This window comes from Acinetobacter sp. VT 511 (genome assembly GCF_001077515.1).
Taxonomy (GTDB): Bacteria; Pseudomonadota; Gammaproteobacteria; order Pseudomonadales; family Moraxellaceae; genus Acinetobacter; species Acinetobacter schindleri.
In genome coordinates, this window is the sequence record NZ_LFRE01000117.1 from 71,781 (window position 1) to 98,422 (window position 26,642).

Here is a 26,642-nt window from a genome sequence, read left to right on the forward strand (position 1 = left end):
ATTTAGAGAAAGAAGATTAGACATGGCACTTTTACAACCTGAAAAGTTACTCCCGACCTCTACAGCAGGCAGCTTGCCAAAACCGTCCTGGCTGGCAGAACCTGAAAAGCTCTGGTCAGCTTGGAAACTCGAAGGTGCAGAATTACTAGAAGCGAAACGTGATGCCTTAAAACTGTCTTTGCATGAACAAGTTCATGCTGGCATTGATATTGTCAGTGATGGTGAACAGACCCGTCAGCACTTTGTGACCACGTTTATTGAGCATCTTGAAGGGGTGGATTTTGAGAAACGTGAAACCATGCGTATCCGTAACCGTTATGATGCCAGCGTACCTTCAGTAGTTGGTGAAGTTTCCCGTAAAAAAGCAGTGTTCGTGGATGATGCAAAATTTTTGCGTAGCCAAACCACGCAGCCGATCAAATGGGCACTGCCTGGTCCAATGACCATGATTGATACTTTGTATGATGGTCACTACAAGAGCCGTGAAAAACTAGCATGGGAATTTGCCAAAATTCTGAACCAGGAAGCACTTGAATTAGAGGCAGCAGGGGTCGATATCATTCAGTTTGATGAGCCAGCATTTAATGTGTTTTTTGATGAAGTGAATGATTGGGGCGTCGCGACTTTAGAGCGTGCGCTTGAAGGTCTGAAATGTGAAACTGCGGTACACATTTGCTATGGTTATGGCATTAAAGCCAATACCGATTGGAAAAAGACCCTCGGTAATGAATGGCGTCAGTACGAAGCAGCCTTCCCTAAACTGCAACAATCAAAAATTGATATTGTATCGCTTGAGTGTCAAAACTCACGTGTGCCGATGGAGCTGATTGAGCTGATTCGGGGTAAAAAAGTCATGGTCGGTGCGATTGATGTTGCAACCAATCAAATCGAAACGCCTGAAGAAGTTGCCAATACACTGCGTAAAGCATTGCAATTTGTGGATGCAGACAAACTGTATCCATCAACCAACTGTGGGATGACACCGTTGTCTCGTCAAGTGGCTCGGGGCAAACTCGAAGCACTAAGTGCAGGGGCTGCGATTGTTCGTCAAGAGCTGGGCGCTTAGCAGGAAATGGTCTTCACCAGAGGAGGGTAAATGATCCATAAATTATTTGCCTGACTTTGAGTAAAGGCAGGTTACATATACATTTGAGACAAAAGAGATGATTGAAGCAACTGACTTTAGAAATGCAATGTCCTTATTAACCACGGCTGTAAATGTGATTACGACCGAAGGTATAGCAGGAACACATGGCTTTACCGCATCTGCCGTTTGTAGTGTGACGGATACACCGCCGACATTGCTGGTGTGTATGAATCAATCTTCTCGCTCGCATGCACATTTTATGAGAAATAACGTGCTGGCAGTAAATGTACTCAGCACGCAGCATGAATACATCTCAAATGCATTTGCATCTAGTAAATTCAGCTCAGAAGAGCGATTTAAGATAGGCGAGTGGACAACTCTTAAGACAGGTGCTCCAATTTTAGAAGATGCTTTGGTGAGTTTTGATTGCCAGATTGAAGAAATTCAAAAAGTGGGAACACACAGTATTTTCTTATGTCGAGTCATCGCGATTAGACAAAGTCAGCAGGAGGAGAGTCTGGTGTATTTCAACCGTGCGTATCATCAGGTCGGTCAACTAGAAACTGCGTAAATGTTCATTATTTTAATATTGAATTCTTTTAAAGTGTGTAATCGAGACCAGAATCCTCAGCCTGGTTCATAAAAATTAGGCTAATCAAAGTTTAGCAATTTGATTTTTTAGCTTCAATTTCTTCGGAAAATTTCAAAATTAACTTTGATGAACATCAATATTGGAATTACATATTTAACTGACGTCTACCTAAAGTCTGCTGCACACTTTTTTAGCTAAAAGGGTACAAGATTCAGTTTCATTCAGAATAGGAACTTAATTTTTTTAGTTTCTTTTACTACTAGATTTTAAAATGTCTATTTTATCGTAATCTTGAATCAGTACGCCTTTATCTACTAAAAGCTCTTTTATCCTGTTGTTTTAATAAAATACTTTATACTGCTAAAGCCATCTCATGACATGCAGGACAGCTCATGCGTTTCCTCCAATCTATAAGAACAGCGCTTCAGTCCCGACTTTATTTCTTTATTATCTTTCCATCTATCCTGATTTGGTATTTTATTTTCTATTCAGCGACTCATTTAAGCTGGTCTACCTGCATTTTGATGAGCTGGAACATTACCATTTATGCCTACTTACTTTTTACTATCAAAAAGCTCTGGCACATAGACCATCACCATATTCTACAACGTGCCATAAAACAGGATGCCAGCAAATGGGTTATTCTGGTGCTTGTCATCATCACTTTAGTGATGTGTTTTATTGCCATAATTATTGAAATTCATCATTTACCTAAAGATGCTGCCATTAGAACCGGCCATTTAGAGCTATCCATCCTGACTATTATTTCGGCCTGGTTCCTGATGCATACCATTTTTGCGATTCATTATGCTCATGACTTTTATTTAGCCCTTGAAAAGCATAAACATGGCGGACTGGCTTTTCCAAATACGCCAAATCCAACCTATCCCGATTTTCTGTATTTTAGCTATATTATTGGCACTTCAGCGCAAACGGCCGATGTATCAATTACTCGCCAACCCATGAGAATACTCAATACTTTACATTTGCTTCTGGCGTATGGATTCAATACCACGATTTTGGCCATCGCTATTAATGTAACAGCAACCTTTATCAGTACTTGAACACACAGCATTTAATAATAAATAAACTGCAGTGCTAGGACTGTGACTTGTAAATTTCTCAGATGTTCAAATGAGTGCAATTGGAAAAATGCAATCCATGCAATAAAAATTGGTAAATAAGAGCGCTCACCCATTCATGAGCTGTTCTGAACAAGAGTTTATTTAATAAAGAGTTGTTTCTTCGGGCGAAATAAATATACGATCATGATGTTGAGAAAAAAAAAGAGACTATACCGTGCGTCATTCTTATCATCTTGAAAAACATTATTTTGAACGGGCGGGCTGGTTGCGCGCAGCTGTACTCGGGGCAAATGACGGAATTATTTCTGTCACCAGTCTGGTGGTGGGAATGGCAGCCAGTGGCGCGTCCACACATACCTTGTTGGTGACTTGTGTAGCCGGATTAATTTCCGGAGCTGCGTCGATGGCTGCTGGAGAATATATCTCGGTCAAATCCCAGCAGGATATTGAAAAGAATGATCTGAATATGGAAGCACGTGAGCTTAAACGTCATCCAGAACATGAACTGAAAGAACTGGAAAATATTTATATCCAGCGTGGCTTAACCCCTGAGGTGGCCCAGCAAGTTGCCTTGCAGCTCACCGCACATAATGCTTTAGATGCACATGCCCGCGATGAAATTGGTATATCAGAAAACACTTCGGCTCAGCCTTTTCGAGCTGCATTTTCATCCGCTATCGCTTTTACTATAGGCTCACTATTTCCTCTACTTTCTATTTTGTTACTACCTGAACAGTACCTGGATAAAGGCGTGATGCTGATCGGTGTGCTTAGCCTCGGGATTATGGGTGCACTGGCAAGTTATACAGGAGGGGTGAATATCTGGAAAGGTTCGGCTCGAGTCATGCTTTGGGGGGTGATTGCCATGCTATTTAGCTCCTGGATCGGCTCATTATTTAATGTGGCTGTAGCTTAAATGTACTCAGGATATACTTTTCAAATTCGCACTAGCCAGGGAATCACATCCTTTTTAAAATAATAAGTCTAAACAAGGTTGGAACAGTAGCATTGAAAATTTTATGAAGTTCGCAAAGAAAGTATTTTAAGTCATTTTTAAGCTTCAGATTTTAGGCTAAAGCATCTTAAAGTCTTTGAACTAAAAAAATGCTTAAGCTGCTTTCTTTTCCCGGTCTACGCCAGATCAAACCCATCAGCCTTGCACGCTTTAACCTGTTACTCGCCATTTGGCTGGGGCTGGTCTTAAATGTTGCTTTCTATCAGAAAATCCATCAACTGACGCCCTATACCAATCTCAAGGCAGGCGCATTATTGGCGGCTACAGTCCTGGTGGTTATCGGCTTGTACAATCTGGTCTTGCAATGGCTGAACTGGAAATGGAATGCCAAAATACTCGCCAGCGTGTTGATCATTCTGGGCGGTTTTAGTGCTTATTTTGTCAATAGTCTGGGTGTGGTGATTACCCCGGAGCAGATCCAGAATATGCTGCAGACCGATGCCCGTGAAGTCCGTGATCTCTGGTCAATACGACTGGTGATCTGGACGCTGGTCTTTGTGGTTTTTCCGCTGTGTATCGTCTGGATGCTAAACATTCAGCCTGCATCTTTCGGGCGTCAATTGTGGCATAAAAGCCTGAGCAGTCTGCTTTCAGCCGGATTAATTCTAGGACTGTTATTCTGTTTTTATGTCGATTATGCAGCCATCTTCCGCGAGCACCGCGATCTAAAGGGCATGATTTCCCCGCAAAACAGCATTGCGTCCACCGTATCTTATTATAAAAAGAAAGCACCTAAAGCCAATTTGCCTTTAATCACTTATGGTGAAGATGCCCATCTGCTACAGCAGGCTCAAATGCAGAAGCAACCCAAATTGATGGTGTTGGTGGTCGGGGAGACTGCACGTGCCGAGAGTTTTGCGTTAAATGGTTATGCGCGTAATACCAATCCTGAACTGGGCAAGTTAGCGGTGATTAATTTTAGTCAGGTCAGTTCCTGTGGTACAGCAACTGCCGTTTCAGTTCCGTGTATGTTTTCAGGCATGTCCCGTCAGAATTATGACGAACAGTTAGCCAGCCACCGTGAAGGTTTACTGGATATCGCTCAGCGTGCCGGTTATCAGGTGACCTGGATCGACAATAATTCTGGCTGTAAAGGAGCTTGTGACCGGGTGCAGCAATACCAGATTCCTGCACCATTGAAACAGAAGTGGTGTGATGCTGCTGGGGAATGTTTTGATGAAATTCTGGTGGATAGCCTGAAAGATTATCTGGCGCATCTGGACACAAACAACTTGAAACCGCAATTAATCGTGCTGCATCAGATGGGCAGTCACGGGCCAGCGTATTTCAAGCGTTCCAAAGCGCCGTATCAGCCGTTCCAGCCGACCTGTAACAGCAATGCCATTCAGGGCTGCAGCGCTGACGAGTTAAAGAACAGCTATGATAATTCGATTGTCTATACAGATCATGTACTCGCTCAGGTTATTGAGACCCTAAAACAGCAAAGCCAGTATCAGACCGGTTTTTGGTATCTGTCTGATCACGGAGAATCGACCGGAGAGCATGGTTTATATCTGCATGGTGCACCTTATAGTATGGCGCCGACCCAGCAAACCCATGTTCCGATGCTGATGTGGTTCTCGCAGGACTGGACGCAGCAGAATGCCCGGCAAGTGAGCTGTCTCAAAGCACAGACCAAACAGGCACGCAGTCAGGATCATCTTTTCCCAAGCTTATTAAGCCTGCTGGATATAAAAACGCAAGTGACTGAAGCTAAAAATGATATGCTTGCACAATGCTCATCATCATTAAAGAACAGAGCTTGAAATGCATAAAATACTGATTATCGAAGACGACTTTATGATTGCCGAGTCGACTGAAACCTTGCTCAAGCTGCATCAATTTGATGTGCATTGGGTCAACAATGGCCTGGATGGTTTAAAGCAGTTACAACAGCAGGCCTATGATATTGCCCTGCTGGATCTGGGCCTGCCGATGATGGATGGCATGCAGGTACTCAAACATATCCGGCAGAAGTTCCCCAATTTGCCGGTGCTGATTATCTCTGCCCGGGATCAGTTACAGAACCGGGTCGATGGGCTAAATCAGGGGGCAGATGATTACTTGATTAAACCCTATGAATTTGATGAACTGCTGGCCCGTATTCATGCTTTGATCCGACGCAGTAGTCCCCCAAATACCGGGGCAGAGAGCCATAAAAAGTTATCACACAGTGGTCTGGAACTGGATCTGGAGCAGCATATCGCATGCTTTAACAGTCAGCCGATCGAGTTGTCTAATCGGGAATGGTCGATTCTCACCGCATTACTCACTCATCCCAGCAAAATTTTTTCTAAAAATGATCTAGAAGACAAGCTTTATGACTTCGATAGTGATGTCAGCAGTAATACCGTTGAAGTGTATGTGCATCATCTGCGGGCGAAATTAGGCAAAGACTTCATCCGTACCATACGTGGTCTAGGATATCGCTTAGGATAGAGCCTTATGCAGAAACGTTATTCTTTGCAAAAACGCCTGATTATCTACATTTCGTTATTTAGTCTGGTACTGGGCTGTATCCTGATTTTCGCTGCCTACCGGATTGCCCTCGAAGAAATAAATGAAGTGCTGGATAAACAGATGCAAAGTCTGGCCGAGCGCATTGCAGAAAATCATCCGCGACCACTACAAAGCCAAATTGATCTGGAAAAACAGTACAGTGAAGAAGATTTGTTTGTAGATATCTGGTCTTATGCAGAGACAGCTACTCCCTTGCATCCACAGAATGTGCTGGTTGCACCGGTCAAAAAAGCAGGTTTTTACAAGCATCAGACGCCGCATGGCACCTGGCTCACCTATATCATTCCAAGTGACCAGTTGCAGATTCAGGTGAGTCAACAGCAAAATGTCCGGCAGGAGCTGGCACTGGAACTGGCCGGCAATATGTTTCTGCCTTATGTGCTTTTCTTGCCTTTTGCTGTGTTCGGTTTAGGCTGGATGATCCGGAAAAATTTTCAGCCTTTGCATGATTTTAAAACGGAACTGGCCAGCCGCAAGGCACAAGAATTAAAGCCGATTGAAATGAAGGATTATCCCCTGGAGCTGGAACTGACCATTCAGGAAATGAATCATCTGTTTGGTCGAATTTCCCTGGCCCAACAGGAACAACGTCAATTTGTCGCAGATTCTGCCCATGAATTACGCACGCCACTGACCGCACTCAACTTGCAGCTGCAAATTTTATTGCAGCAGTTTCCGCAGAGCGACTCGCTCCATAATCTGAGTCAGGGCGTTTTGCGCATGCAGCATCTGGTCAACCAGTTATTGAGTCTGGCCAAACAGGATGCTTCCGATAGCTTAACCGAGCCGGCACAAATGCTTTCACTCAATCATATGACCGTGGCCTGCATTGAGCAACTGATCCAGCTGGCCTTACAGAAAGAGATTGATCTGGGTTTAGAACAGCAGCAGGAATTGCTGATTCATGGACAAGCTTCAGCTTTGCACTCGATTATTTATAATTTAATTGATAACGCGATTAAATACACTCCGAAAGGCGGCGTGATTAATGTATCGATTTTTCAGCAAGGCCAGCAGGCGATTTTACAGATTGAAGATAGTGGAGCCGGGATTGATCCTGCTCAATTCGCCCAGATCCGGCAGCGTTTCTACCGGATTCATAACTATGCCGAAATTGGCAGTGGTTTAGGTTTGTCGATTGTAGATAAAGCCACCGAGCGCCTGGGTGGCACGCTGGAATTTTCGCAAAGTAGCAGTCTGGGCGGCCTGTGTGTACAAGTTAAATTTCCTGTAGTCGAAGCCTGAGTGGATAGGCTTCAGTTTTTGCAGTTAAGGCTGTCTGATGTTAGTGAGTATAGGAGCAGCGGCTTTTCCCAATGATAGTTTTTGGCTAAACAGCGCATAGCCAATTACATTCATGCACCAAGTAATCCAACCGGTCCACAGGTTATGACTCAGGAAATGCGCACCACGCATCATTTGCGCCCAGCCCATGGCGAAGCCTAAAATCACTGCTGCGATCAGGAAAAAATAAGCCCGCTTGCGGTTAGCAATCCGATAGACAAAATAACCAGCCATCAAGGCAAAACCGCTGGATGCATGTCCGCCGGGAAAACAGTGTCCGGCAGTAGCACTCAAATCCCACAAAATACCCTCATGGGTGGGAATGATCATATCCCAGGGGCAAGCATGCGCCGACTGGGATTTTAAAATGCCAATCGAGGCCGTGGTCAGCACCACCATGCTAAAGAAATAGCCAAATTCCCAGCGCCGTTGATGCCAGTTCTGCCATTTCAGTGAAGCCAGCCAACCGGCTAACAATGTTATGTACACCAGAATCAGCAGATTTTTGACATAGCGGTGATTGAGCTCGGCCAGTGCCCAGTGTTGCCGCAGGGGAAATTGTCCCTGATCGTCAATGAACGGATAAATCAGCTGTAAATCAATTGCTCCACCTACATCAAAAAAATTCCAGAGCATCAGAAAACTGAAAATCAGTAGCAATATTTGTGTCAGTAAAAACCGGGAATGCTCGGATATCATTTTAAATCTTCCATTTTTCTTGCTGTAGCAGGCGAGGGATCAAATCAAGTAACCCGCTAAAATAAGACCCCAGGTCACGGTAATTAAACTGAGTGCTACAAACTGGGCAGCGCTGCCCATATCCTTGGCATTTTTAGACAGTTCATGCTGCTCCATGGATATACGGTCTACCACCGCCTCAATCGCCGAGTTAAGCAGTTCAACGATTAGCGCCAACAGACACACGGCCACCATCAGTGCTTGCTCAACCCGGCTCACCGGCATGACAAAGCTCAGAGGAATCAAAATCAGGTTGATGAGCAGGATTTGCCTGAAGGCCGCTTCATTTTGAAAAGCTGTTTTAAAGCCGGCCAAGGAATAACGGGTCGCATTCAGAATACGCTGTATTCCCGAGATGCCTTTATAGGGTGAACGGTAGGAAGACATAGCTGTCATGAGTCAATAAAAGGAAACTCTAACTTAAGATTACAGGCTTAAAACTCTCTTAAAAAAAATGGTCTCTATGTGTTTTTTTAATAAAAATAATATTTAAATTTATGTGCAGAATTAAGAATTTTTTAAGTTTGGAGTTTTATCTTAAGTATTAAATTATTTTTCGTGATGTGATCCACATGACCTGCGGCAGATTTGATCTTGAATCATTCTGTTAAGAACAAGAGAAAGTATTTATGCCTAATTTAACTGCAACAATTATGGATGCTACTTCTGGTATTGGTCAGGCTATTGCAAAGGTTCTGGGCCAAAACGGGGTTAGTCTGGTTCTTGTTGGGCAGAATCAACAGATTCTGCAAAGAGTACATGACAATATAGCCCAATGTTATCCACAGCTACAACTGGATTTAATTCATTGCAACTTTGCCGATCAGCAAAGCAGGGAAGAGCTGGTAAAAGCTCTTGCTACGCTGAATAAACCCATTCACTACTACATTAACAACATCAGTATCAGTGATTTCAAGCTATTTACACAGCAGCCACAAGAAATCATGGAACAAATGATGCTGATTAATGCAGTTTATCCAATGCAGCTGATACAAAAGATCCTGCCATTGATATCTATCAGTCCGCCTGGCCAGGTCATTAATGTAGGTTCAACCTTTGGCAGTATTGGCTATCCTGGATATGCGAGTTATTGTGCCAGCCAATTTGCCTTGCGTGGTGCAACCGAAGCACTAGCCCGTGAATACAGCAAAAGTTCAATCAGATTCAGATACTTTTCATTACGGGTTACCGAAACCAATATTCATCATTCAAATGCAATAGAAATGAATATCAGACTGGGAAAAAATATTGACAGTCCCGAATTTGTTGCTGAAGAACTGTATCAGTTTTTACATCGAGATTGTCAGTCGTATCAGGTCGGCTATCCTGAAAAAATTTCGATAGCTGTTAACCAGATTTTACCAGACTTAATATCAGCATCGATTAATAGAGAGTTACCAACGATTTGTGAATGTGCAGAAAAAGTTGCTAGTTTCTAACTGTGATTCACAGACTGAAGAAGCAGGATAGTAATATAGTTCCCTTAAAGTGGCAGGTATCAATCCCTCCTTGGATACCTGCTTTTTTTTAGAAAAATACTCAAAAATAAAGCTGCAAATTACAAGTCTTCCAAGTAGAAGATAGCTGAACCTATGATTAGTTGTATTGGATTTCACTTATATATTGATCCGAAGTCCACTTCATACTTTAATATTTATATCAATTTAACTCTAAACAAAAATATTCTTTTTATTGACCAGTTAACTCTTAAAATTAAAAAAACATTCAAAAATTAAAATGCCGGCATTGAGCCAGCATTTTAATTTAAGTGAGCTATTTAACCGGCTATAACACCGCCATCATTGCGCGTAATCACAACAGTTGCTGAACGTGGACGTGCGGTCTTGTTCGAACGATCTGATTGACTTGCAGGCCAGTTACTGGTTGGAGCATCAAAGGTTTTAGAATCTTCACCTGGATGCTGTACATTGATGAAAATGGCCTTATAGTCCGGTGTCATGGTTACCCCTGTGATTTCACACTCTTTTGGACCAGTCAGGAAGCGACGTAAATTTTCATCGGTCACTTGGGCACCCGCAATCGTCGCTTGACCATTAGAGGTTGTTGCTGGACCACCATCACCTACTTGTCCAGGCAGGGCAGCCAGCATCATACAGTTAGTGGTATCTGTATAAGCGCCGTCGTCTGTCTGAATCCAGAGTACGCCGCGAGGATCAAACCACATACCATCTGGTGAAGACAGATCATTATTATCATTTAAGCCCGACAGGTTGATATTGGCATCCATCGATGCTTCAGCACCGAACAGGTAGATATCCCATTCAAAGCTTTCTGATGCAGTGTTTTCTTCCTTAAAGCGAATAATATGGCCATTCACATTACCCTTACCGCCTTCAGGATCTGAGTAATTACGTGGGTTGGCAGCATCAACAGGTTGTGTTGAACTATTGCCACGGTTACTGTTATTAGTCAGGGTAACGTAGACTTCACCATTCTCCGGGTTAACGGCTACCCATTCAGGACGGTCCATCTTCGTCGCACCAACGGCATCGCCTGCCAAACGTGCAAAAGTTAAAACATCCGCATCAGAGCTAAAAGGATATACCGCATTTTCTGCAGTTAAACTATTTTTACCGTGAGCAAGTTCAATCCATTGACCAGTTCCATCTGCATTGAACTTGGCAACATAAAACTTACCGTTATTCATATATTTGTCACCAGCACGGTAGCCGGTATTGATATCTTTTGGATCCCATTTTGCATCAGAGACAAATTTGTAAATGTATTCACCACGTGAGTCATCGCCCATGTAGAAGGCAAACTGTTCACCTTCAATCGCACGGCTAGCACGACAGTCTTCGTGAGCAAAACGGCCCAGTGCAGTACGTTTCACCGGATTTGCACTGTTATCAAATGGGTCAATTTCAACAATCCAGCCAAAGGTATTTGGTGCATTACGATAGTCTTGACTTGCAGAGGCTTTGGTTACGTTAGCTGACCAGCGGTCGTACATATCTTGTGATTCAACTCCAGCCTGAGCTGTTTCCCATGCATAACGTGAAGATTTATCTAAATAAACAATACGGTCTTGATCATCGCGTTCCGGAACTTTTTGTCCTTGTGCATCTAGAACATAAACAATACTATTTTTCTCATCACGTTTAACTGTACCATCGGCATTTTTTTCAGTTTGATATGAAATATCTAAGCCTAAGCCATAACGTTTAAGTGCGGTTTTCTCAGCTTCACTACGATCTGCATATTGGTCTGTGCCTGAACGCTGGAAATAACCAATAAAGTTTTCCTCGGCAGTTAAATAAGTGCCCCATGGTGTATAACCATTACCACAGTTATTGTGTGTACCACGAGTCTGACGACCGTTAGGAGAGAAAGCAGTGCGGACTAATGGAGAGTTTGTTACCGGCCCAGAAAAATCCATCACTGTTGAAGCCGTAATACGGCGGTTAAATGGTGATGATTTAACGATTTCTACCGCTTGAGTTTCGGTGTTTTTCTTAATATGCACAATTGATACACCGTGTGCATTCACTTCACGGATGACTTCATCTTCTGGACGACGACCATCAACTTTTGTTGGTCCTTGAGGATGTAAAAAAGTTTGATTGATATATTCATGGTTCATCACCAGCAGGCCATGCTCAGATGCATTCTCGTCATAACGGCCAGTCTTAGTGCTTAAACCAAAATAGCTCATACCATCGTGGCAGTCACCAGAACGGAACTGAAAGCTTGGTCCGTTCGGAATATTGTTATCGTCCCAGTCAGAGTAGATAGGATGAATTGAATCTCCCATTGCATATAGGACAGTGGCTGTATAGCCTTCAGGAACCGTAACCCAGTCATCTAGGTTTTTTTTCACTGGGCTAAAACTTAATTTTTCTGGACGAGCATTGTTGTCTGTTGGCGGATTCGGATTGCTCTCATCGTCCCCAATATTGCCATTTTCATTGTCATCGCTACACGCAGTCAGGCTAGAAGCCAGTGCCAATGCTGCAGCCCCACTTGCAGTCTTTGCAATCAAGTCACGACGTGACATAGATTGTTCTAGAATATCCCGAAAATGATGATTATCTGAAGTGTTATTGTCCAGTTCCTGATTTTCATCATAAGGTAGGTAATCTGTCATTGTTTTATTCCCACAACTAAGGTTTGGTTGTTTTAAAGTCAGAAATAAACTAGCAGTTAAATATGACTAAAAGGTGAAGCTTTTATTTCAAAATAATTAAATAAAACATTAATTTATATAAATAAATTAATATAAAAAAGCCCCCAGTAAGGAGGCATTTTTCTTAATTAGCTATTTTTTAGATGCCGCTTTTCCAGAAATTTTCCGGCCATTAAACCTAGCTCAAACAGCAGCCACATGGGTATAGCCAGCATGATCATGGACAGGGCATCAGGGGGCGTTACAAACATGGCCACAAAAAAACACCCCACCACAATAAAGCGTCTTTTTTCTACCAAGGTCCGTGTGCTTACCACACCGATCAGAATCAATAACAGGGTAATAATCGGAATTTCAAAGGTAAATCCAAACACCAGAAAAAGTTTTAAACAGAAGGCCAGATAACTATTAATGTCAGTCATGGGCGCGACGGTTTCAGGCGATACACTGATAAAAAAATGCAGGATAGACGGTAAAGCCACCAGATAGGCAAAAGCGATACCCGCATAAAACAGGACAATGCTGCCAATCAGGAGCGGCAAAGCCAGACTTTTTTCTTTTTCATATAGTGCCGGCTTAACGAAGGCCCAAAGTTGATACAAGATAAAAGGCATGGCGATCAGCAGGGCAACAAAAAAGTTCAATTTAAACGGTGCCATAAATGTCGCAGTTACATCGGTGGCAATCATGGTGGAACTTGCCGGTAACTGGGCGCGTAAAGGCTCGGATAAAAGCTGATAAGTATGCGTCGCAAATGGTAGCAGACAGAAAAACAGTCCGATCAATATTCCTACAATCTTGAAAAGATGCTTGCGCAGAATCACTAAGTGTCGGGTAATCGGCATTTCTTCTAGATGAACTTTCTGGGGATCGCTGCTGGCTTGAGTCGACGGTAAAATATTCATACGGCCACCTTCATGTCAGGATATTTTTTTTCTTGCTTAGCGACCTGCCTAGCCGGAGTTAAATGAACCGGGGAAAGCGGTTGATTGACCAGTTCATAACTTGACTGAGTTTTCAGTACCGGCTGTTCTGAAATTTTTGTGACCGGCTCAATTGGTGCATTGAGATCAGCCATTTGTGTCTGCATTTTGGCTTCCAGTTCCTGAATACGTTTCAGCTCGGTTTGCATTTGCTCACGTAGCTCAGACAGACGCAATTCACGGTCAAGATCATTTTGTATATTGCTGACGGTTCTTTTTATCTTGGTAGACCATTTACCTATAAAACGAACTGCCTCAGGTAGCTTATCTGGTCCGAGCACTAGAAGTGCAATTACCCCAAAGGCTAGCAGCTCAGTCATTCCAATATTGAGCATGACGATACCTTAACTTTTGATTGAACTCTCGCTGACTTTAACTTCAGCATCAATAGTGCGGGGCTGTTGAATTTTTGCCGCTTCAGCCTCTTCTTCACGTACAGATTTTTTAAAGTCCTTGATTGCACCGCCAACATCTTTGCCCAGATTTTTGAGTTTAGACGTGCCAAAAAGTAAAATTACGACGATTGCAAAAATAAGTACGTGCCAAATCGATAATCCTGCCATGTTGTCCTCATTACATCTTTTTTAAATTTATGGGCTTATCTCAACATGAATAAATGACAAATCCATGACGTTTTGATGGCAGTTTGGAGACAGGAAGCAAGAGGGAAGTTCGCAATGAGTTGTGCTGTTTATTTTTTTAAATTTTTCTGGTTTATAAACTTAGTAAAGTTAATATTTTAAGAAATGAAAAAAAGTAAACATCCCCAGACCTCTATCATGTCAAAGTAGAGGTCCGGGAAAAATTAATAGCGAATCCCTAATTTTTTCAATTTTGAAATTAAGGTCGTTGGATTAATTGCAAGTAATTTGGCCGCACCATCTTCACCAAAAATTTTTCCTTCACAATGCTGGACAGCCCGTTGCAGGTTTTTAATTTCCAATTGTTTAAGGTCATCAATAGTAAGAATATCTGAATTACCATTCTCCACGAGTACATTGCTTTCTTTTGTTTGAGAAACAGGCTGACCATCTTGTTCCAATAAATACTGAAATGACACAGCACCATGACGAGCTGTAATCATGGCACGTTCCAATACATTCTGTAATTCACGGATATTACCTGGCCAATTATAGCGCTGCAGTTCCTGAATATGTTTCTGGCTAAAAGAGAGATAAGGTACTTTACGCTGCTCACAGATCAGCTTAGTAAAATGACTAACCAGAAGTGGAATGTCTTCTTTACGTTCACGTAGAGCAGGCGAGAAGATTGGAAATACATTTAGACGGAAATAGAGATCTTCACGGAAACGCTTCTGTCGGACTTCTACCTTGAGATCACGGTTAGTTGCCGCAATAATCCGCACATTTACTTTGCGCGTCCGTTCCTCACCAACCCGTTCAAAAGTGCCTTCCTGTAATACACGAAGTAACTTGCTTTGTAGCTCTAATGGAAGTTCACCAATTTCATCTAAAAACAATGTGCCTTGATCTGCCAGTTCAAAACGTCCAGCACGATCACGTATGGCACCGGTAAAGGCACCTTTGACATGACCAAAAAATTCACTTTCAAATAACTCGGGCGGAATGGCAGCACAATTGACCCGGATTAATGGCTGTTGGCTACGATGACTGGATTGATGGATAGCACGGGCGATCAATTCCTTACCTGTACCGGACTCTCCATAAATCATCACGTTCGCATCTGTTTGAGCAACGACTTTGATTTTTTCAATAATTTCCCGGATTGAACTGCTATTTCCGACAATTTCGTGATACTGGTTTTCTTGCAGGATTTCTTCCTGCAAATATTCATTTTGCTGCTCTAAACGACTTTTCAGGCTTTGTAATTCACTTAATGCTTGAGTCAATTTAGCCTCAGTATTCAGTCTCTCGGAAATATCACGGAATACCACGACTGCACCAATAATCTCACTATCACGGATCACGGGTGTACTGGTGAATTCAACCGGGAAATAACTACCATCTACCCGCCAAAAAATTTCCTGAATCCCTTCGTGTACAACACCATCATGTACGGCAGCATAAATGGGGCATTGTTCTACTGGATAATGACGGCCATCTTCATGAGTATGGTGGTGAATCTGATGGATATTCTTGCCGATAACATCTTCGGGCTTCAGTCCCAACATCTTGGCACCGACCGGATTGATAAAAGTACATAGTCCTTGCTGGTTAATACTATAAATTCCGTCACCCACAGAGCTGAGCAGTAAATGTTTGCCGCTATCTGAATCAATAAACAGTTCTTGTAAAGCTTGCCATTCTAATAGTCCGGCACGAATGGTTTTGTCCGCATTTTTATTAAATTGGCGTAGTTCCAGGTCTTTGACATCAACTAGGGACCAGATCAAGTAATCGTGTTGCTGGTAAGGCAAGTGGATTGCATGTACATCCAGCTGGATTTTCTCGCCATGATGGTCGAAAGCATAAATCTCATTATTCCATGCTTGACCTTTATTAAGAATTTCCTCGGTAAAAGCGATGAGATGCGGTAGTTGGGTAAAGTGCCCAAAAATTGAAGTCACAGATTTGTTTAGCAAGTCATGGCGTTCATAACGCAGTAAACGGGCAGCAGCAATATTGAAATCAATAAAGCGGTTTTCTCTTGGGTCAATGACAATAAGGGCTTGAGCTGTATGCTCAAAGGCTAAAGGACGTAAAGACTCTTCAGAATTTCCCCAACCCGAAATAAAGTCTGCTGCCATAATATGAAAATTCGTAGTTATAGATATGAAACTTCATAGTAATACGATTTTTCATAGTTGGAAAGAAAATTTTCAATTTAAATTTCAGTGCTCAAAATAAAAATTATTAAATAAAAACAATTATTTAATTTTTATATTTTATTCAATTTCCAGTATTGGCATGGCTTTCGCAATATCTAGGATAACCAATTCGGTTCATTTAATTCATCTGAAAACGGAGTGCATTATGCCTAGGGTAGATATCGAACAATATAAAGATGGCGACTTCCTGGTCGACTATGAAGAAAAGGTATTTGAGGATGTAAAAGCACAGCCCGGCGAAAAAGCATTAGTAACATTCCATACAGTGGCTTTTGAAGGTTCGATTGGTTTGGTTAATGTGTTACAGGCTAAACGTTTATTACGTAAAGGATTTGAAACCAAAATCCTGCTATATGGTCCAGGTGTGCAATTAGGGGTACAACGTGGTTTCCCGACTTTAGGCGCTGAAGCATTTCCAGGACATCTGGCAGTCAACAACCAGATCAAAGCATTCATGGAAGAAGGTGGCGAAGTTTATGCTTGCCGTTTTGCTTTACAGGCGCTGTATGGTCAAACCGAAAAAGCCCTGATTCCAGGAATCCGTGCCATTAATCCATTGGATGTGATGGATCTTAAACTGCTCATGCGTCGTGACAATGCACTAATTATCGATACTTGGACAGTGTAATTCAAAGATTAGGAAAAATAGGAGAGTAAAGCCATGAGTCGAATTGTAAAGGCCGCAGCAGTCCAGTGCAGTCCAGTTCTTTATAGTCAGGCAGGAACAGTGCAAAAGGTCTGTGAGCTGATTGCTGAGCTTGGACAGCAAGGTGTGGAGTTTGCAGTATTTCCCGAGACCGTGGTCCCTTATTACCCTTATTTTTCCTTTGTTCAGCCGCCGTTTGCGATGGGTAAAGAGCATCTCAAGTTATTAAATGAATCGGTGGTGGTGCCTTCAGAAGCTACTGACCTGATCGGAGCTGCATGTCGTGAGGCGCAGATGGTAGTTTCGATTGGGATCAACGAACGTGCAGGCGGAACGATTTACAACGCACAACTGCTTTTTGATATGGATGGCAGCATCATTCAGCATCGTCGCAAAATTACGCCAACTTATCATGAACGTATGGTTTGGGGGCAGGGTGATGGCAGTGGTTTATGTGCCATTGATTCGGCTGTTGGACGAATTGGTTCACTAGCGTGCTGGGAACACTACAACCCATTGGCACGTTTTGCGCTTATGGCTGATGGCGAACAGATCCATGCGGCTATGTTTCCTGGATCATTGGTTGGACAGGTTTTTGCTGACCAGATATCAGCAACCATTCAGCATCATGCGCTGGAATCAGGCTGCTTTGTTGTGAATGCCACCGCATGGCTGACCCCGGAACAGCAGCAACAGATCATGCAAGATACTGGCTGTGAAATAGGTCCAATTTCAGGGGGCTGCTTTACTGCCATTGTTTCTCCAGAAGGGAAATTTTTAGCTGCGCCTTTAACTGAAGGTGAAGGCTATGTGATTGCCGATCTAGACTTTAGCCTGATTGATAAACGTAAACGCATGATGGATTCCGTTGGGCATTATAGTCGCCCTGAATTACTGAGCCTGTTGATTGATCGTCGCAAAACCCAAGTTTTACATGAATTTTCAGAAACTCAATCAACAACACAAGAAAAAATCAGCAACTTTACAACGCCAACAGAAGCGCCGCTGAGTAAAGCGTAGAAGTCAAATTTGAAAATGAATTAAATATTAAGTGTAAGGAGTGTCGCCATGTCAGCAGTTGAATTACTCAGTGACCTGCAATGCAACGGCTTGAAATGGGAAGGTGAGGTTGGTCTGGCCCGTAAAGGGGGAGCGGGCCCAAGCGACCATAAAGCACTCAGTCTGAATGGACAAACCATGATGATTCCTGTGCTGAATTTGGCAGCTCAGGATTCTCCTTATACTGCACAGCAGGACAAAGAATCGGACAATGTGATTGTCTTTAAGAACAAAATCCCGATAGCCACACTGACAGCGCCAAAACGTCCAAAGTTTTATGATCTGAAAACTGCAGATGGTATTCCTTATGAAAAAATCGCCACCTTGCATAGCCATGATGTTCTGGCAACAACAGTATTACAGCACTGTATTCGCATGAATGACAAGGCAACTGCCTGCCAGTTCTGCTCAATTGATCAGTCTCTCAAAGATGGCCGGACGCTCATCCGTAAACGTCCTGAACAGCTGGCAGAAGTGGCTAAAGCAGCCGTCGAGCTGGATGGCATTACTCAAATGATCCTGACGACAGGAACACCAAGCACTTCGGATCGTGGCACTGAAATTTTATTTGACTCTGTTACTGCAATTCGTGCAGTTGTCGATTTGCCGATACAGGTGCAATGTGAACCACCTGATGATTTTAGCTGGTTTGCCAAGTTAAAAAATGCAGGGGCAGTATCGATCGGCATGCACTTAGAAGCTGTCAGTGATCGCGTACGACACAAGATCATGCCGGGCAAAGCCGAAGTCTCACTGGATAAATACTTTGCAGCATTTAAGGCTGCAGTGGAGGTCTTTGGTCGGGGTCAGGTCAGTACTTATATTCTGGCTGGACTTGGAGATACTCGAGAAGAAATTCTGGACATGACTGCCAAACTGACTGAAATAGGCGTCTATCCATTTGTGGTGCCATTTGTCCCGATTCAAGGTACGCCACTTGAGCATCATCCAAAACCTGAACCAGGCTTTATGCAGACGCTTTACCCAGAAATAGGTGCCCAGCTTAAACAGCATCATTTGAAGTCTGAAGATACTCAGGCGGGATGTGCCAAATGTGGTGCCTGCTCATCACTTAAAGCGTATGAATAGGAGGATCGCTATGTATTTAGATGATGATCTTTCACAAAACACATGGCTACAGGTAGTTAACCAGGAACTGCAACACTATCTGGCGAATGACTTTATCAGTGCGGATATCGTAATCAAAATCGTCAGCGAAGATTGGGAGCGTCGCCAGTATTACCGCTTGCGTGAAGCGACGTTTCGTGATGAACAGCAGATCCTGAAAGAAGATCGTGATGAATACGATTTTAAAGCATTCGGTATTGTGGCGATTGGTCAGATGTTTGGTGAACCGGATCGAGTCATTGGTGCAGTCCGGATCTTTCCTGACGGCAAACAGACCTGGTGGGGCGGAAGACTTTGTGTCGATCCCTTATATCGCCACCACCGAGCGATTGGTAAAGCCCTAATCAATGCAGCTGTTTCAACTGCAAAAAATCTGGGATGCCAGCGTTTTCTCGCGACAGTACAGCAACAGAATGAAGTGTATTTTCAGAAGCTGTATTGGCATAGCGAACAGAATATTCAAGTTGCCAATATTCCACATGTGTTGATGCAGGCAAATCTTGCACATTACCCATTGAGCAATATTAGTCAGGCTTACATGCAGCAGTCCTATGCAATGCAGGAGGTATAAATGAATCAGTCAGAACTTGAACGGCTGCTCGGCTACCTCAGACATACACCTGCCATGCAGGCCAAAATGAATATTGGTCAAGGGATTAAAATCGCCCAGCCAAAAATTGAAAAGATAGCTAATCTCTATGCTTTGCCGGGAGATGATACCGCTGCAATTGCAACAGAACGCGGCTATATGCTGCATGCCTGCGAAGGCATGATTCCAAGCTTTGTTGAGCATCATCCCTATTTTGCTGGCTGGTCAGCGGTCATGGCCAATATCAGTGATATTGCAGCGATGGGAGGCCGAGCCACATCTGTCGTGAATAGCTTCTGGCATCGTAGTACTGAGCAAGCACAAGCTTTGATTCAGGGGATGCAGGATGCCTGTCAGTGCTACGGCGTACCATTGGTAGGTGGGCATACCCATATTGATCCTCAATTTCAGCCCGCACTTTCGGTTGCCATTCAGGGTGAGGCAAAACAACTTTTATCAGTCATGCATGTGCAACCACAGCAAAACATATTGTTGGTGCTAAACCTGAAAGGTCAGTTCCATCCAAATACTACTTACTGGAAATGCTTTGAAGGTGTGGATGGTGACCAGTTACAGGCTGAGCTCGAAATCCTTCCGCAACTAGCAGAACAGGGATTGGCTTATGCAGCACGTGATATCAGCAATGCCGGCATTCTTGGCAGCCTGCTGATGTTGTTGGAAGCCTCCGGCTGTGGTGCAGATATTCAGCTTGACCAGATTGCGAAACCGAAAGATGTCGACTTGCAGCATTGGTTACAAATTTTCCCAAGCTATGGCTTTTTACTGACTGCTGACAATGAAGAATGTGAAGAGATTATTGAACTGTTTGCTGCACAGGATCTGCATTGTGCAGTCATTGGACAAGTGAATGCTTCAGGCAAAGTCACTGTTTCTAATCAAGGGTCAAAAGCTGAATTTTGGGATTTTCAACAGCAGCTTTTCACTGGCCTGTGCTATGCAGAACAGATTCAAGACTTTCAAAGATATCAACATGATTTTAGACAAGGGGAGCTCAGCCTATGCCAAGCCTAAATTTCACGGTGAAATGGCCGAATGGTCAAAGCAGTAACTTCTATTCACCCAGCACCATTGTCTATGAATATTTTCAGAAAGGTCAGCAATGGGCGAGTCAGGAATTTTTAAAACAGGCAGAACATGCCCTGCAGGCAGCATCTGAACGAGTACGTGCCCGTTATGGCTTTGCCTGCAGTTCAGCCATGGACACGCTCAATCGCATTCAGCAACAGGCCCAATCATATTCAGTAAAGCCTGAGGATACGATCGAGATCACAGATATCTATAACATCGACTAGAGGAAATCACTATGTTGCAATCCATCACATTAAAGTCACATTATGATGTCGTCATTGTCGGTGGTGGTCAGGCCGGACTCTCAGTCAGCCATTATCTCAAACAGGCGAAAATCGATCATGTGGTCTTGGAAAAAGAAGATTGTTTGACCCATAGCTGGCGTAAAAAACGTTGGGACAATTTTACTTTGGTCACGCCAAACTGGCAGTGTTTATTGCCGAACCATCCTTATCACGGCAATGATCCAGATGGATTTATGAAGCGGGATGAAATTGTTGAATATCTGGATGGCTTTATACAAAACCTGAGTCCACCTGCAATTTTAAATGTCACTGTTGAACAGATTAGTAAGGTTGCAGAACAGCATTTTCATATTCAGACCAGCATAGGTAAAACGACAGCGAATCAGGTCGTAATCGCAGCGGGTGGCTATCACACTCCAATTTACCCAAAACTTAGTTCTGAGTTGCCAGAACATGTCTATACGATTCATTCAGAGCAGTATTTTAATCCAGAGCAACTGCCTGAAGGGAATGTATTGGTCGTGGGTTCGGGGCAGTCGGGTGCGCAGATTGCAGAAGACCTTCATCTGGCTGGAAAAAAAGTCTATCTATCTATTGGTGATGCGCCGCGTTGTGCACGTTTTTATCGTGGCAAGGATGTGGTGAAATGGCTATTTGAAATGGGTTATTACGAGACCACTGTCAAAGACCATCGCTATAGTGAACAAGTACGTAATAGTACCAACCATTATGTGACTGGTCGTGATGGTGGTCGGGATATCGACCTGCGTAAATTTGCACTCGAAGGCATGCAGTTGTTCGGACGTTTTTCTGACTTTGAGAACGGTGCACTTAAATTCCAGCCAAATCTTGTACAAAACCTGGATAATGCTGATACCACCTATAACCGTATTAATGCATCAATTGATGCCTTTATTGAGCAAAATTCGATTGAAACAGCTGAGCCGGCCAGTGTGTATACGCCAGTTTGGAAGCCAGAAATAGAGCGGACAGAAATTAACTTAGCTGAAGAAAATATTACCGCAATCATCTGGTGTATCGGCTTTAGACCTGATTACTCCTGGATTGATCTGGACATATTTGAAAACAGTGGCTATCCAAAACATGATCGTGGGATCACAGTTGACCCAGATGTCAGCTTTATTGGCTTGCCATGGTTATATACCTGGGGATCGGGGCGTTTCCTTGGCATTGATCAGGATGCTCAATATTTGTCTGAGCATCTCATTCAACGCCATAAAATGTTCAAAGAAAAATATGCGGAAATGATTGCTTAAAAGTAGTCACTAAATGTTGGAATTCGACCGCATTATTTAATGCGGTCATTTTATTTTTAGGAGTGATTAAAACCAATTGATATTAGGTCTAACAATATTGAATAAAATATAAACATCCATCTTTTTAGATATACCGTGTAATTCAGAAAACGTTTATTAGTTAATTATTCGCTATATAGCGAAATATAGACAACATAAACCCTAATGTTCGCCATATAGCAAATATAAAATAAATATAGTAAGATATTCGCCATATAGCAAACTTATATATATACTGGTTAGCAATATTTCGCTAAATGACGAACAGATGGGGGTGGTTTTATGGCTAGTCGTGCAGAGATTGGAGTAAAAATACGTGAAGCAAGGCGGAAATTAGACTACACACAACAAATGATGGCAAAAAAATCTGGAGTCAATAAATCTACCATTTCTGAAATAGAAAATGGTCGTTTCACAGGCTCATTTGATATTTTTGAACGTCTAATAGATGCGGTTGGATTGCAGTTTGAAGTCACGCCCAAAAAACGAAATCTGCCAAATTGGAATGACATCGACACTCTATTTAGTGAAGAAGATTGATGGACAACTTTCAATTACCCACAGAAATCAAGTCTATTGAAATATTTACAGATAATTTCAAACAAGGCTTGTTGACGCATAGTGGTCATTATTACTATCAACCAGTACAAGAACAAAGATTTGTATCTCTTACAATGACTTTACCGGATATGCAGGGATATTCACATGGGGCATTACATCCTATTTTTTCCCAAAATTTACCAGAGGGGCATAATCTCCATTTTATTGCCAGTAAACTTGCTCGATATGCCAATGTAAATGAAATGTATTTATTAGCTCTGCAAGAAGCTAATGGTATTGGCATGTTGTCCTATAAAAGTGAATTGCAATTACCAGAAGTAGAAATAGTTAGCCTCGATGAAATTCTTAACTACAATAGCCAAGTTCCACTTTTTCCACAATTATTAGAAAAATACTATTTACGAAACTCTTTAGCTGGAGTTCAGCCCAAAGTTAGCATTCCCAATGTGACTAGTATAACGGAGCGCACTGTTCAACAAAAAGACCTGATTGTTAAGTCTTATGATGCAGACTTTGATTTGCTTACGGTAAATGAATTTGTCTGTATGGAAGCTGCTCGTCATTGTGGTTTGCAACCACCAAAAACATATCTATCAGCCAATTTAGAAACCTACATTATTGAGCGTTTTGATAAAGCTGCTGATGGAACCAAGTTAGGCTACGAGGATTTTACGACTCTTCTCAAAAGATCTAATGACCCAAACGAGAAGTACAAGGGGAGCTACGAAAACTTGCTGAAAGCCACCTATCTATACACCCGAAGTGAAGCAGAAGTCGTAAAAATGTATAAGTACATTGTTTTTAATTGCCTGATCGGGAACGGTGACGCTCACCTTAAAAACTTTGCTCTGCAATATACGCCAGATATGAGTGAGATCTTTGTATCACCACCTTTTGATATCACACATACACTCATTTATAAAAATATTGATGATCAGCTTGCCCTTAAAATAAATGGCAGTAAGCAATTCCCAACTAAGGCAGAGCTGTTGAAATTGGCTGAAAGTCCTGAATTTCGCATTAGAAATGCCAAAGAAATTATAGAGTATTTCAGTGACCAAATTGCTAACTATTTAAAGTTATCCAATGAAATTGAATACTTAGATGGATTGCGAGAATCTATTGAGCAGAATCTATCAAAGGTAATGAGCACTCATTCAATCAAGCCTGTATATAGACATGACAAAAAGAAAAAGTACAAATAATCCATTCTAGAATAATTTACAACCGTAGTAGCTACTATTATTGAGAGATGCCCCCAGAGACGTGGGATTTATTTTTCATTCAATGATATAGAATAAACCCGAACAGACTGGTCATATCGGTAACAGGCTGACATTTAGTGAGGGAGGAAAGTGTTGACTTAGGTATTCCTTGGCAGCTTGGCGGGATCAGAGATAGTAATATTGCGGTTTTGAGATTAGTAGATATAAGTAACACCAGAATGGATTTCTCAGATTTACAGTAGAAATTCTTTTAAAAAGCTTGAATACCAAGATGCAATTCGCAAGGAAGGTGAAGATTTTGCGATTGAATACAAAAGAAAAGCTTTGGTCGCTAATGTATAAAAATCGATGAAAATTTTTGATAGATCGAAGATTTTATTTGATAAAACTAGTAATGATTTTTTCCTAAGTGAGTTTTATTTCATTATTAGCTTTATTTTTTCGCAATTTCATTTTTAGCTTTAATTTCTACTGAAAATTTCAAAATTAATTTTTATGAACAACATATATAGAGATAGGCTATCTGCATAATATCCCATTTAACATAATATACATTATACGAAATAATGTATTTTAAGCCTTTGATTCAATTGGGTTTTTCTTTGGTAAAGGCTTAACACTGAAAATTTGCATCTGAGCACCATATTGTGTTTGTGACTCTACAAATTGAATTTCTACTTCTTGTGCATTGTCTGCACATTCAGCTAATACAGCCTGGATTTGTTCTACTGGCATAACTCCAGCTGCTGGCGTTAAGTTATAACGCTGTGGAGAAAAAACAGTAGTAGATAAATAAACTTTCTCTACGCCATTTTTTTCAGTACGGTAAACAGATGGCAAAATGGTACGTGTATTAAATTGAACTTGCATGGTTATAGCCTCCTCAGGCAACTAGGTATAAGCCCTTTTTAGGACTGTATTGTGAAACTGGAATTTGATAATCGGCGGGCTGCTGATCGCACATCTTGAGTTCGAACATCCGGACAAACGGAATAACTTTGCCGTTAGGATTCTTGGCAAGGTTTTGAATATGGGACTTTGAAATACCAACACTTAACAAACAGTTAAGCGCATCGTAATAAGTACTTTCGCGGTACAGCTCTTTAGTAGCTTGTAAACCCATTTGACGAACCAATGAGTAAAACTTCATAGCGTTAGTCGCTTTCGTATAACTTGGCTTACCTGTCTTGGTATAAGTCACTAATTTAGATTTGAGTAAATCTAAAATTTCACCATCACTTGAAAAATTCATATATTTACCCTTCATTGTGTCTAGGATCGGGTCAAAAGCTACGTGCCAGAGGCGTAGCAATAATTCTGGCTGTTCATGTTGCAAATTAATTAACTGAAACAAATTAGACGGATAACCGTTTTTAGTTAAATACGTTTTAGTAATACGTGCTTCAAGACGTAAAACAGCATTAGCAAATGGCAAAGCATCATGCACAGCCATGACAAGTGATTTAGAGCGTTGACACCCCTTGTCTGCTTGTTTCTGAACTTTATTTAATTGGGCTTTTACTTCTTCAAATTTGCCATATGCTTTAGGACGAACACTTGCACCATCGTTACCCCAAGTAATGTAATTGTCGTATTTGACTTGACGGGCTTTACGGTGGCCAGATGCAAGATTAGACATATAGTCCAGAACTGGCTGTACCATATTCTGATGAGGCAATCTAAAAAGATAAGTAGTATCAAGGCAAAGAACCTCTGTTTTATCTTGGTCAAGAATCGCACTCAATTTAGGAAATGCTTCAAAAAACATTCCGAGCATGTGCATTGCACCAAGTTCTATAGACTCAAAACCATAAACATTGTGACCCTGTAAAAGCTTAAGTGGAGATGCTTTTAATTCAACATAAGGCACAGTATTCATTGTATTGGTATAAAACTTAACAGCCATATCTGTGTAATCACTTGGGAGAGCTTCATAAGGATGATACAAATCCCCTGTTATGGTCTGGCCGTCATCTGTCTTACTTACATGGCGCGTTGCTGCTGGAACTCCATAATCGCGAATATCACCATTAAATTGATGGTGATTATCAAAACTACGCACATGCGTAGGAATGATTGGAATCGCTAAACGGAGGAAATCAAGCATATCTAAGGTATACCAGTATACGAACAGATACAAAATACAACAGGTATACCGGTATATGCAAGCATATAGATAAAAAAAAGTATACGCTTATACAAACGTATGTATTGACTAATGGTAATTAAGATGCCTCAAACCGTTAAATTAAACAGTTGGGAACAAGAAGCTCTGGAAGAAAGATTTAATCTAATAAATAAAAAACTAATTATGAAAGGCTTCAAACCACTAAAATCAGAAAGTGAGATAGTGCATAAAATACTTGAAATGACTATCAATAAAGTAAACATAACGGAAAGTGGAAATATTATTATTGATGATTAATTAGACAAAATAGACTATTAATAAGAAACATTCTCAATAACTCTGAAAGCTCCGTTATATATAGCTCATAGAGCAAATTGCAAAAAACTTTCCGGAGT

General features: G+C 41.8%; 27 protein-coding genes. 18 read left to right on the forward strand and 9 right to left on the reverse strand.

Annotated features, from left to right (window positions below; genetic code table 11):
* Positions 1–22: 22 nt before the first annotated feature.
* The 7 genes from ACS72_RS16385 (at position 23) to ACS72_RS16415 (ending at position 7,544) form a co-directional block, all read left to right on the forward strand.
* Positions 23–1,066 carry a methionine synthase gene (locus ACS72_RS16385; protein ID WP_004809329.1) on the forward strand — a complete coding sequence of 348 codons (1,044 nt, stop codon included), beginning with the start codon at positions 23–25 and terminating at the stop codon, positions 1,064–1,066.
* A gap of 97 nt (positions 1,067–1,163) precedes the next feature.
* On the forward strand, positions 1,164–1,658 hold the full coding sequence (locus ACS72_RS16390) for a flavin reductase (RefSeq protein WP_004809327.1): 495 nt from the start codon (positions 1,164–1,166) through the stop codon (positions 1,656–1,658).
* A 413-nt stretch (positions 1,659–2,071) separates the two neighbouring features.
* Positions 2,072–2,743: a DUF1345 domain-containing protein gene (locus ACS72_RS16395; RefSeq protein WP_048882748.1), complete on the forward strand. Its 672-nt coding sequence runs from the start codon at positions 2,072–2,074 to the stop codon at positions 2,741–2,743.
* Positions 2,744–2,978: 235 nt separating this feature from the next.
* Complete coding sequence (locus tag ACS72_RS16400) at positions 2,979–3,680, forward strand: VIT family protein (protein WP_048882749.1); 702 nt, start codon at positions 2,979–2,981, stop codon at positions 3,678–3,680.
* Between the two features lie 188 nt (positions 3,681–3,868).
* On the forward strand, positions 3,869–5,545 hold the full coding sequence (locus ACS72_RS16405; RefSeq protein ID WP_048882750.1) for a phosphoethanolamine transferase: 1,677 nt from the start codon (positions 3,869–3,871) through the stop codon (positions 5,543–5,545).
* Position 5,546: 1 nt separating this feature from the next.
* Positions 5,547–6,218 carry a response regulator transcription factor gene (locus tag ACS72_RS16410; protein ID WP_008303577.1) on the forward strand — a complete coding sequence of 224 codons (672 nt, stop codon included), beginning with the start codon at positions 5,547–5,549 and terminating at the stop codon, positions 6,216–6,218.
* 6 nt (positions 6,219–6,224) lie between these two features.
* Entirely contained in the window at positions 6,225–7,544 is a 1,320-nt protein-coding gene (locus ACS72_RS16415) for an ATP-binding protein (RefSeq protein ID WP_048882751.1), read from the forward strand.
* A 24-nt stretch (positions 7,545–7,568) separates the two neighbouring features.
* On the opposite strand, the gene ACS72_RS16420 is transcribed toward ACS72_RS16415, so the two are convergent.
* Both ACS72_RS16420 and ACS72_RS16425 read right to left on the reverse strand, forming a co-directional pair.
* A complete protein-coding gene (locus ACS72_RS16420; RefSeq protein ID WP_004809314.1) occupies positions 7,569–8,282 on the reverse strand; it encodes a phosphatase PAP2 family protein in 714 nt (237 codons plus the stop codon).
* 39 nt (positions 8,283–8,321) lie between these two features.
* On the reverse strand, positions 8,322–8,708 hold the full coding sequence (locus ACS72_RS16425) for a diacylglycerol kinase (protein WP_048882752.1): 387 nt from the start codon (positions 8,706–8,708) through the stop codon (positions 8,322–8,324).
* Positions 8,709–8,950: 242 nt separating this feature from the next.
* Here ACS72_RS16425 and ACS72_RS16430 point away from each other — a divergent pair, with 242 nt between their 5' ends.
* Positions 8,951–9,760: an SDR family NAD(P)-dependent oxidoreductase gene (locus ACS72_RS16430; RefSeq protein ID WP_048882753.1), complete on the forward strand. Its 810-nt coding sequence runs from the start codon at positions 8,951–8,953 to the stop codon at positions 9,758–9,760.
* A 338-nt stretch (positions 9,761–10,098) separates the two neighbouring features.
* On the opposite strand, the gene ACS72_RS16435 is transcribed toward ACS72_RS16430, so the two are convergent.
* The 5 genes from ACS72_RS16435 to ACS72_RS16455 form a co-directional block, all read right to left on the reverse strand.
* The gene (locus tag ACS72_RS16435) at positions 10,099–12,429 is read right to left on the reverse strand and encodes a PhoX family phosphatase (RefSeq protein ID WP_048882754.1); all 2,331 of its coding nucleotides are present in this window, start codon (positions 12,427–12,429) and stop codon (positions 10,099–10,101) included.
* 167 nt (positions 12,430–12,596) lie between these two features.
* Positions 12,597–13,373, reverse strand: a complete 777-nt coding sequence (tatC, locus tag ACS72_RS16440) for a twin-arginine translocase subunit TatC (RefSeq protein ID WP_048882755.1) — start codon at positions 13,371–13,373, stop codon at positions 12,597–12,599.
* A complete protein-coding gene (gene tatB, locus ACS72_RS16445) occupies positions 13,370–13,786 on the reverse strand; it encodes a Sec-independent protein translocase protein TatB (protein ID WP_008303590.1) in 417 nt (138 codons plus the stop codon). The genes tatC and tatB overlap by 4 nt, the downstream gene beginning before the upstream one ends.
* Positions 13,787–13,795: 9 nt before the next feature.
* On the reverse strand, positions 13,796–14,014 hold the full coding sequence (locus ACS72_RS16450; RefSeq protein ID WP_004894723.1) for a Sec-independent protein translocase subunit TatA: 219 nt from the start codon (positions 14,012–14,014) through the stop codon (positions 13,796–13,798).
* A 242-nt stretch (positions 14,015–14,256) separates the two neighbouring features.
* Positions 14,257–16,179: a sigma 54-interacting transcriptional regulator gene (locus ACS72_RS16455; protein ID WP_048882756.1), complete on the reverse strand. Its 1,923-nt coding sequence runs from the start codon at positions 16,177–16,179 to the stop codon at positions 14,257–14,259.
* Between the two features lie 226 nt (positions 16,180–16,405).
* Between ACS72_RS16455 and ACS72_RS16460 the strand changes: the two genes are divergently transcribed.
* From ACS72_RS16460 to ACS72_RS16500, 9 genes are all read left to right on the forward strand, one after another.
* Positions 16,406–16,888, forward strand: coding sequence for an MSMEG_0572/Sll0783 family nitrogen starvation response protein (locus tag ACS72_RS16460; protein ID WP_048882757.1), 483 nt, complete (start codon positions 16,406–16,408; stop codon positions 16,886–16,888).
* 33 nt (positions 16,889–16,921) lie between these two features.
* Entirely contained in the window at positions 16,922–17,926 is a 1,005-nt protein-coding gene (locus ACS72_RS16465; RefSeq protein WP_048882758.1) for a Nit6803 family nitrilase, read from the forward strand.
* A 48-nt stretch (positions 17,927–17,974) separates the two neighbouring features.
* Complete coding sequence (locus ACS72_RS16470) at positions 17,975–19,054, forward strand: MSMEG_0568 family radical SAM protein (RefSeq protein WP_048882759.1); 1,080 nt, start codon at positions 17,975–17,977, stop codon at positions 19,052–19,054.
* A 10-nt stretch (positions 19,055–19,064) separates the two neighbouring features.
* Positions 19,065–19,664 carry an MSMEG_0567/Sll0786 family nitrogen starvation N-acetyltransferase gene (locus ACS72_RS16475; protein ID WP_048882760.1) on the forward strand — a complete coding sequence of 200 codons (600 nt, stop codon included), beginning with the start codon at positions 19,065–19,067 and terminating at the stop codon, positions 19,662–19,664.
* Positions 19,665–20,714, forward strand: a complete 1,050-nt coding sequence (locus ACS72_RS16480) for a sll0787 family AIR synthase-like protein (RefSeq protein WP_048882761.1) — start codon at positions 19,665–19,667, stop codon at positions 20,712–20,714.
* Positions 20,702–20,995 (forward strand): MSMEG_0570 family nitrogen starvation response protein, encoded by a 294-nt coding sequence (locus ACS72_RS16485; protein WP_048882762.1) that lies wholly within the window; start codon positions 20,702–20,704, stop codon positions 20,993–20,995. Before ACS72_RS16480 ends, ACS72_RS16485 begins: the two co-directional genes overlap by 13 nt.
* 11 nt (positions 20,996–21,006) lie before the next feature.
* On the forward strand, positions 21,007–22,293 hold the full coding sequence (locus ACS72_RS16490) for an MSMEG_0569 family flavin-dependent oxidoreductase (protein WP_048882763.1): 1,287 nt from the start codon (positions 21,007–21,009) through the stop codon (positions 22,291–22,293).
* Positions 22,294–22,614: 321 nt separating this feature from the next.
* Positions 22,615–22,872, forward strand: a complete 258-nt coding sequence (locus tag ACS72_RS16495) for a helix-turn-helix transcriptional regulator (protein ID WP_004894712.1) — start codon at positions 22,615–22,617, stop codon at positions 22,870–22,872.
* On the forward strand, positions 22,872–24,098 hold the full coding sequence (locus ACS72_RS16500; protein WP_048882764.1) for a type II toxin-antitoxin system HipA family toxin: 1,227 nt from the start codon (positions 22,872–22,874) through the stop codon (positions 24,096–24,098). Before ACS72_RS16495 ends, ACS72_RS16500 begins: the two co-directional genes overlap by 1 nt.
* A 594-nt stretch (positions 24,099–24,692) precedes the next feature.
* Here ACS72_RS16500 and ACS72_RS16505 read toward each other — a convergent pair.
* Complete coding sequence (locus ACS72_RS16505) at positions 24,693–24,989, reverse strand: hypothetical protein (RefSeq protein WP_048882765.1); 297 nt, start codon at positions 24,987–24,989, stop codon at positions 24,693–24,695.
* 13 nt (positions 24,990–25,002) lie between these two features.
* Positions 25,003–26,226, reverse strand: coding sequence for a phage/plasmid replication protein, II/X family (locus tag ACS72_RS16510; RefSeq protein ID WP_048882766.1), 1,224 nt, complete (start codon positions 26,224–26,226; stop codon positions 25,003–25,005).
* Positions 26,227–26,349: 123 nt separating this feature from the next.
* Between ACS72_RS16510 and ACS72_RS16515 the strand changes: the two genes are divergently transcribed.
* Entirely contained in the window at positions 26,350–26,544 is a 195-nt protein-coding gene (locus ACS72_RS16515) for a hypothetical protein (RefSeq protein ID WP_048882767.1), read from the forward strand.
* Positions 26,545–26,642 lie beyond the last annotated feature (98 nt).

What these genes read in the sequence shown, in the direction of transcription:
- ACS72_RS16385 (WP_004809329.1), top strand. Translation starts at nt 23, where the DNA reads ATGGCACTTTTACAACCTGAAAAGTTACTCCCGACCTCTACAGCAGGC.
- ACS72_RS16390 (WP_004809327.1), top strand. Translation starts at nt 1,164, where the DNA reads ATGATTGAAGCAACTGACTTTAGAAATGCAATGTCCTTATTAACCACG.
- ACS72_RS16395 (WP_048882748.1), top strand. Translation starts at nt 2,072, where the DNA reads ATGCGTTTCCTCCAATCTATAAGAACAGCGCTTCAGTCCCGACTTTAT.
- ACS72_RS16405 (WP_048882750.1), top strand. Translation starts at nt 3,869, where the DNA reads ATGCTTAAGCTGCTTTCTTTTCCCGGTCTACGCCAGATCAAACCCATC.
- ACS72_RS16410 (WP_008303577.1), top strand. Translation starts at nt 5,547, where the DNA reads ATGCATAAAATACTGATTATCGAAGACGACTTTATGATTGCCGAGTCG.
- ACS72_RS16415 (WP_048882751.1), top strand. Translation starts at nt 6,225, where the DNA reads ATGCAGAAACGTTATTCTTTGCAAAAACGCCTGATTATCTACATTTCG.
- ACS72_RS16420 (WP_004809314.1), bottom strand. Translation starts at nt 8,282, where the DNA reads ATGATATCCGAGCATTCCCGGTTTTTACTGACACAAATATTGCTACTG.
- ACS72_RS16425 (WP_048882752.1), bottom strand. Translation starts at nt 8,708, where the DNA reads ATGTCTTCCTACCGTTCACCCTATAAAGGCATCTCGGGAATACAGCGT.
- ACS72_RS16430 (WP_048882753.1), top strand. Translation starts at nt 8,951, where the DNA reads ATGCCTAATTTAACTGCAACAATTATGGATGCTACTTCTGGTATTGGT.
- ACS72_RS16435 (WP_048882754.1), bottom strand. Translation starts at nt 12,429, where the DNA reads ATGACAGATTACCTACCTTATGATGAAAATCAGGAACTGGACAATAAC.
- tatC (WP_048882755.1), bottom strand. Translation starts at nt 13,373, where the DNA reads ATGAATATTTTACCGTCGACTCAAGCCAGCAGCGATCCCCAGAAAGTT.
- tatB (WP_008303590.1), bottom strand. Translation starts at nt 13,786, where the DNA reads ATGCTCAATATTGGAATGACTGAGCTGCTAGCCTTTGGGGTAATTGCA.
- ACS72_RS16450 (WP_004894723.1), bottom strand. Translation starts at nt 14,014, where the DNA reads ATGGCAGGATTATCGATTTGGCACGTACTTATTTTTGCAATCGTCGTA.
- ACS72_RS16455 (WP_048882756.1), bottom strand. Translation starts at nt 16,179, where the DNA reads ATGGCAGCAGACTTTATTTCGGGTTGGGGAAATTCTGAAGAGTCTTTA.
- ACS72_RS16460 (WP_048882757.1), top strand. Translation starts at nt 16,406, where the DNA reads ATGCCTAGGGTAGATATCGAACAATATAAAGATGGCGACTTCCTGGTC.
- ACS72_RS16465 (WP_048882758.1), top strand. Translation starts at nt 16,922, where the DNA reads ATGAGTCGAATTGTAAAGGCCGCAGCAGTCCAGTGCAGTCCAGTTCTT.
- ACS72_RS16470 (WP_048882759.1), top strand. Translation starts at nt 17,975, where the DNA reads ATGTCAGCAGTTGAATTACTCAGTGACCTGCAATGCAACGGCTTGAAA.
- ACS72_RS16475 (WP_048882760.1), top strand. Translation starts at nt 19,065, where the DNA reads ATGTATTTAGATGATGATCTTTCACAAAACACATGGCTACAGGTAGTT.
- ACS72_RS16480 (WP_048882761.1), top strand. Translation starts at nt 19,665, where the DNA reads ATGAATCAGTCAGAACTTGAACGGCTGCTCGGCTACCTCAGACATACA.
- ACS72_RS16485 (WP_048882762.1), top strand. Translation starts at nt 20,702, where the DNA reads ATGCCAAGCCTAAATTTCACGGTGAAATGGCCGAATGGTCAAAGCAGT.
- ACS72_RS16490 (WP_048882763.1), top strand. Translation starts at nt 21,007, where the DNA reads ATGTTGCAATCCATCACATTAAAGTCACATTATGATGTCGTCATTGTC.
- ACS72_RS16495 (WP_004894712.1), top strand. Translation starts at nt 22,615, where the DNA reads ATGGCTAGTCGTGCAGAGATTGGAGTAAAAATACGTGAAGCAAGGCGG.
- ACS72_RS16500 (WP_048882764.1), top strand. Translation starts at nt 22,872, where the DNA reads ATGGACAACTTTCAATTACCCACAGAAATCAAGTCTATTGAAATATTT.
- ACS72_RS16505 (WP_048882765.1), bottom strand. Translation starts at nt 24,989, where the DNA reads ATGCAAGTTCAATTTAATACACGTACCATTTTGCCATCTGTTTACCGT.
- ACS72_RS16510 (WP_048882766.1), bottom strand. Translation starts at nt 26,226, where the DNA reads ATGCTTGATTTCCTCCGTTTAGCGATTCCAATCATTCCTACGCATGTG.
- ACS72_RS16515 (WP_048882767.1), top strand. Translation starts at nt 26,350, where the DNA reads ATGCCTCAAACCGTTAAATTAAACAGTTGGGAACAAGAAGCTCTGGAA.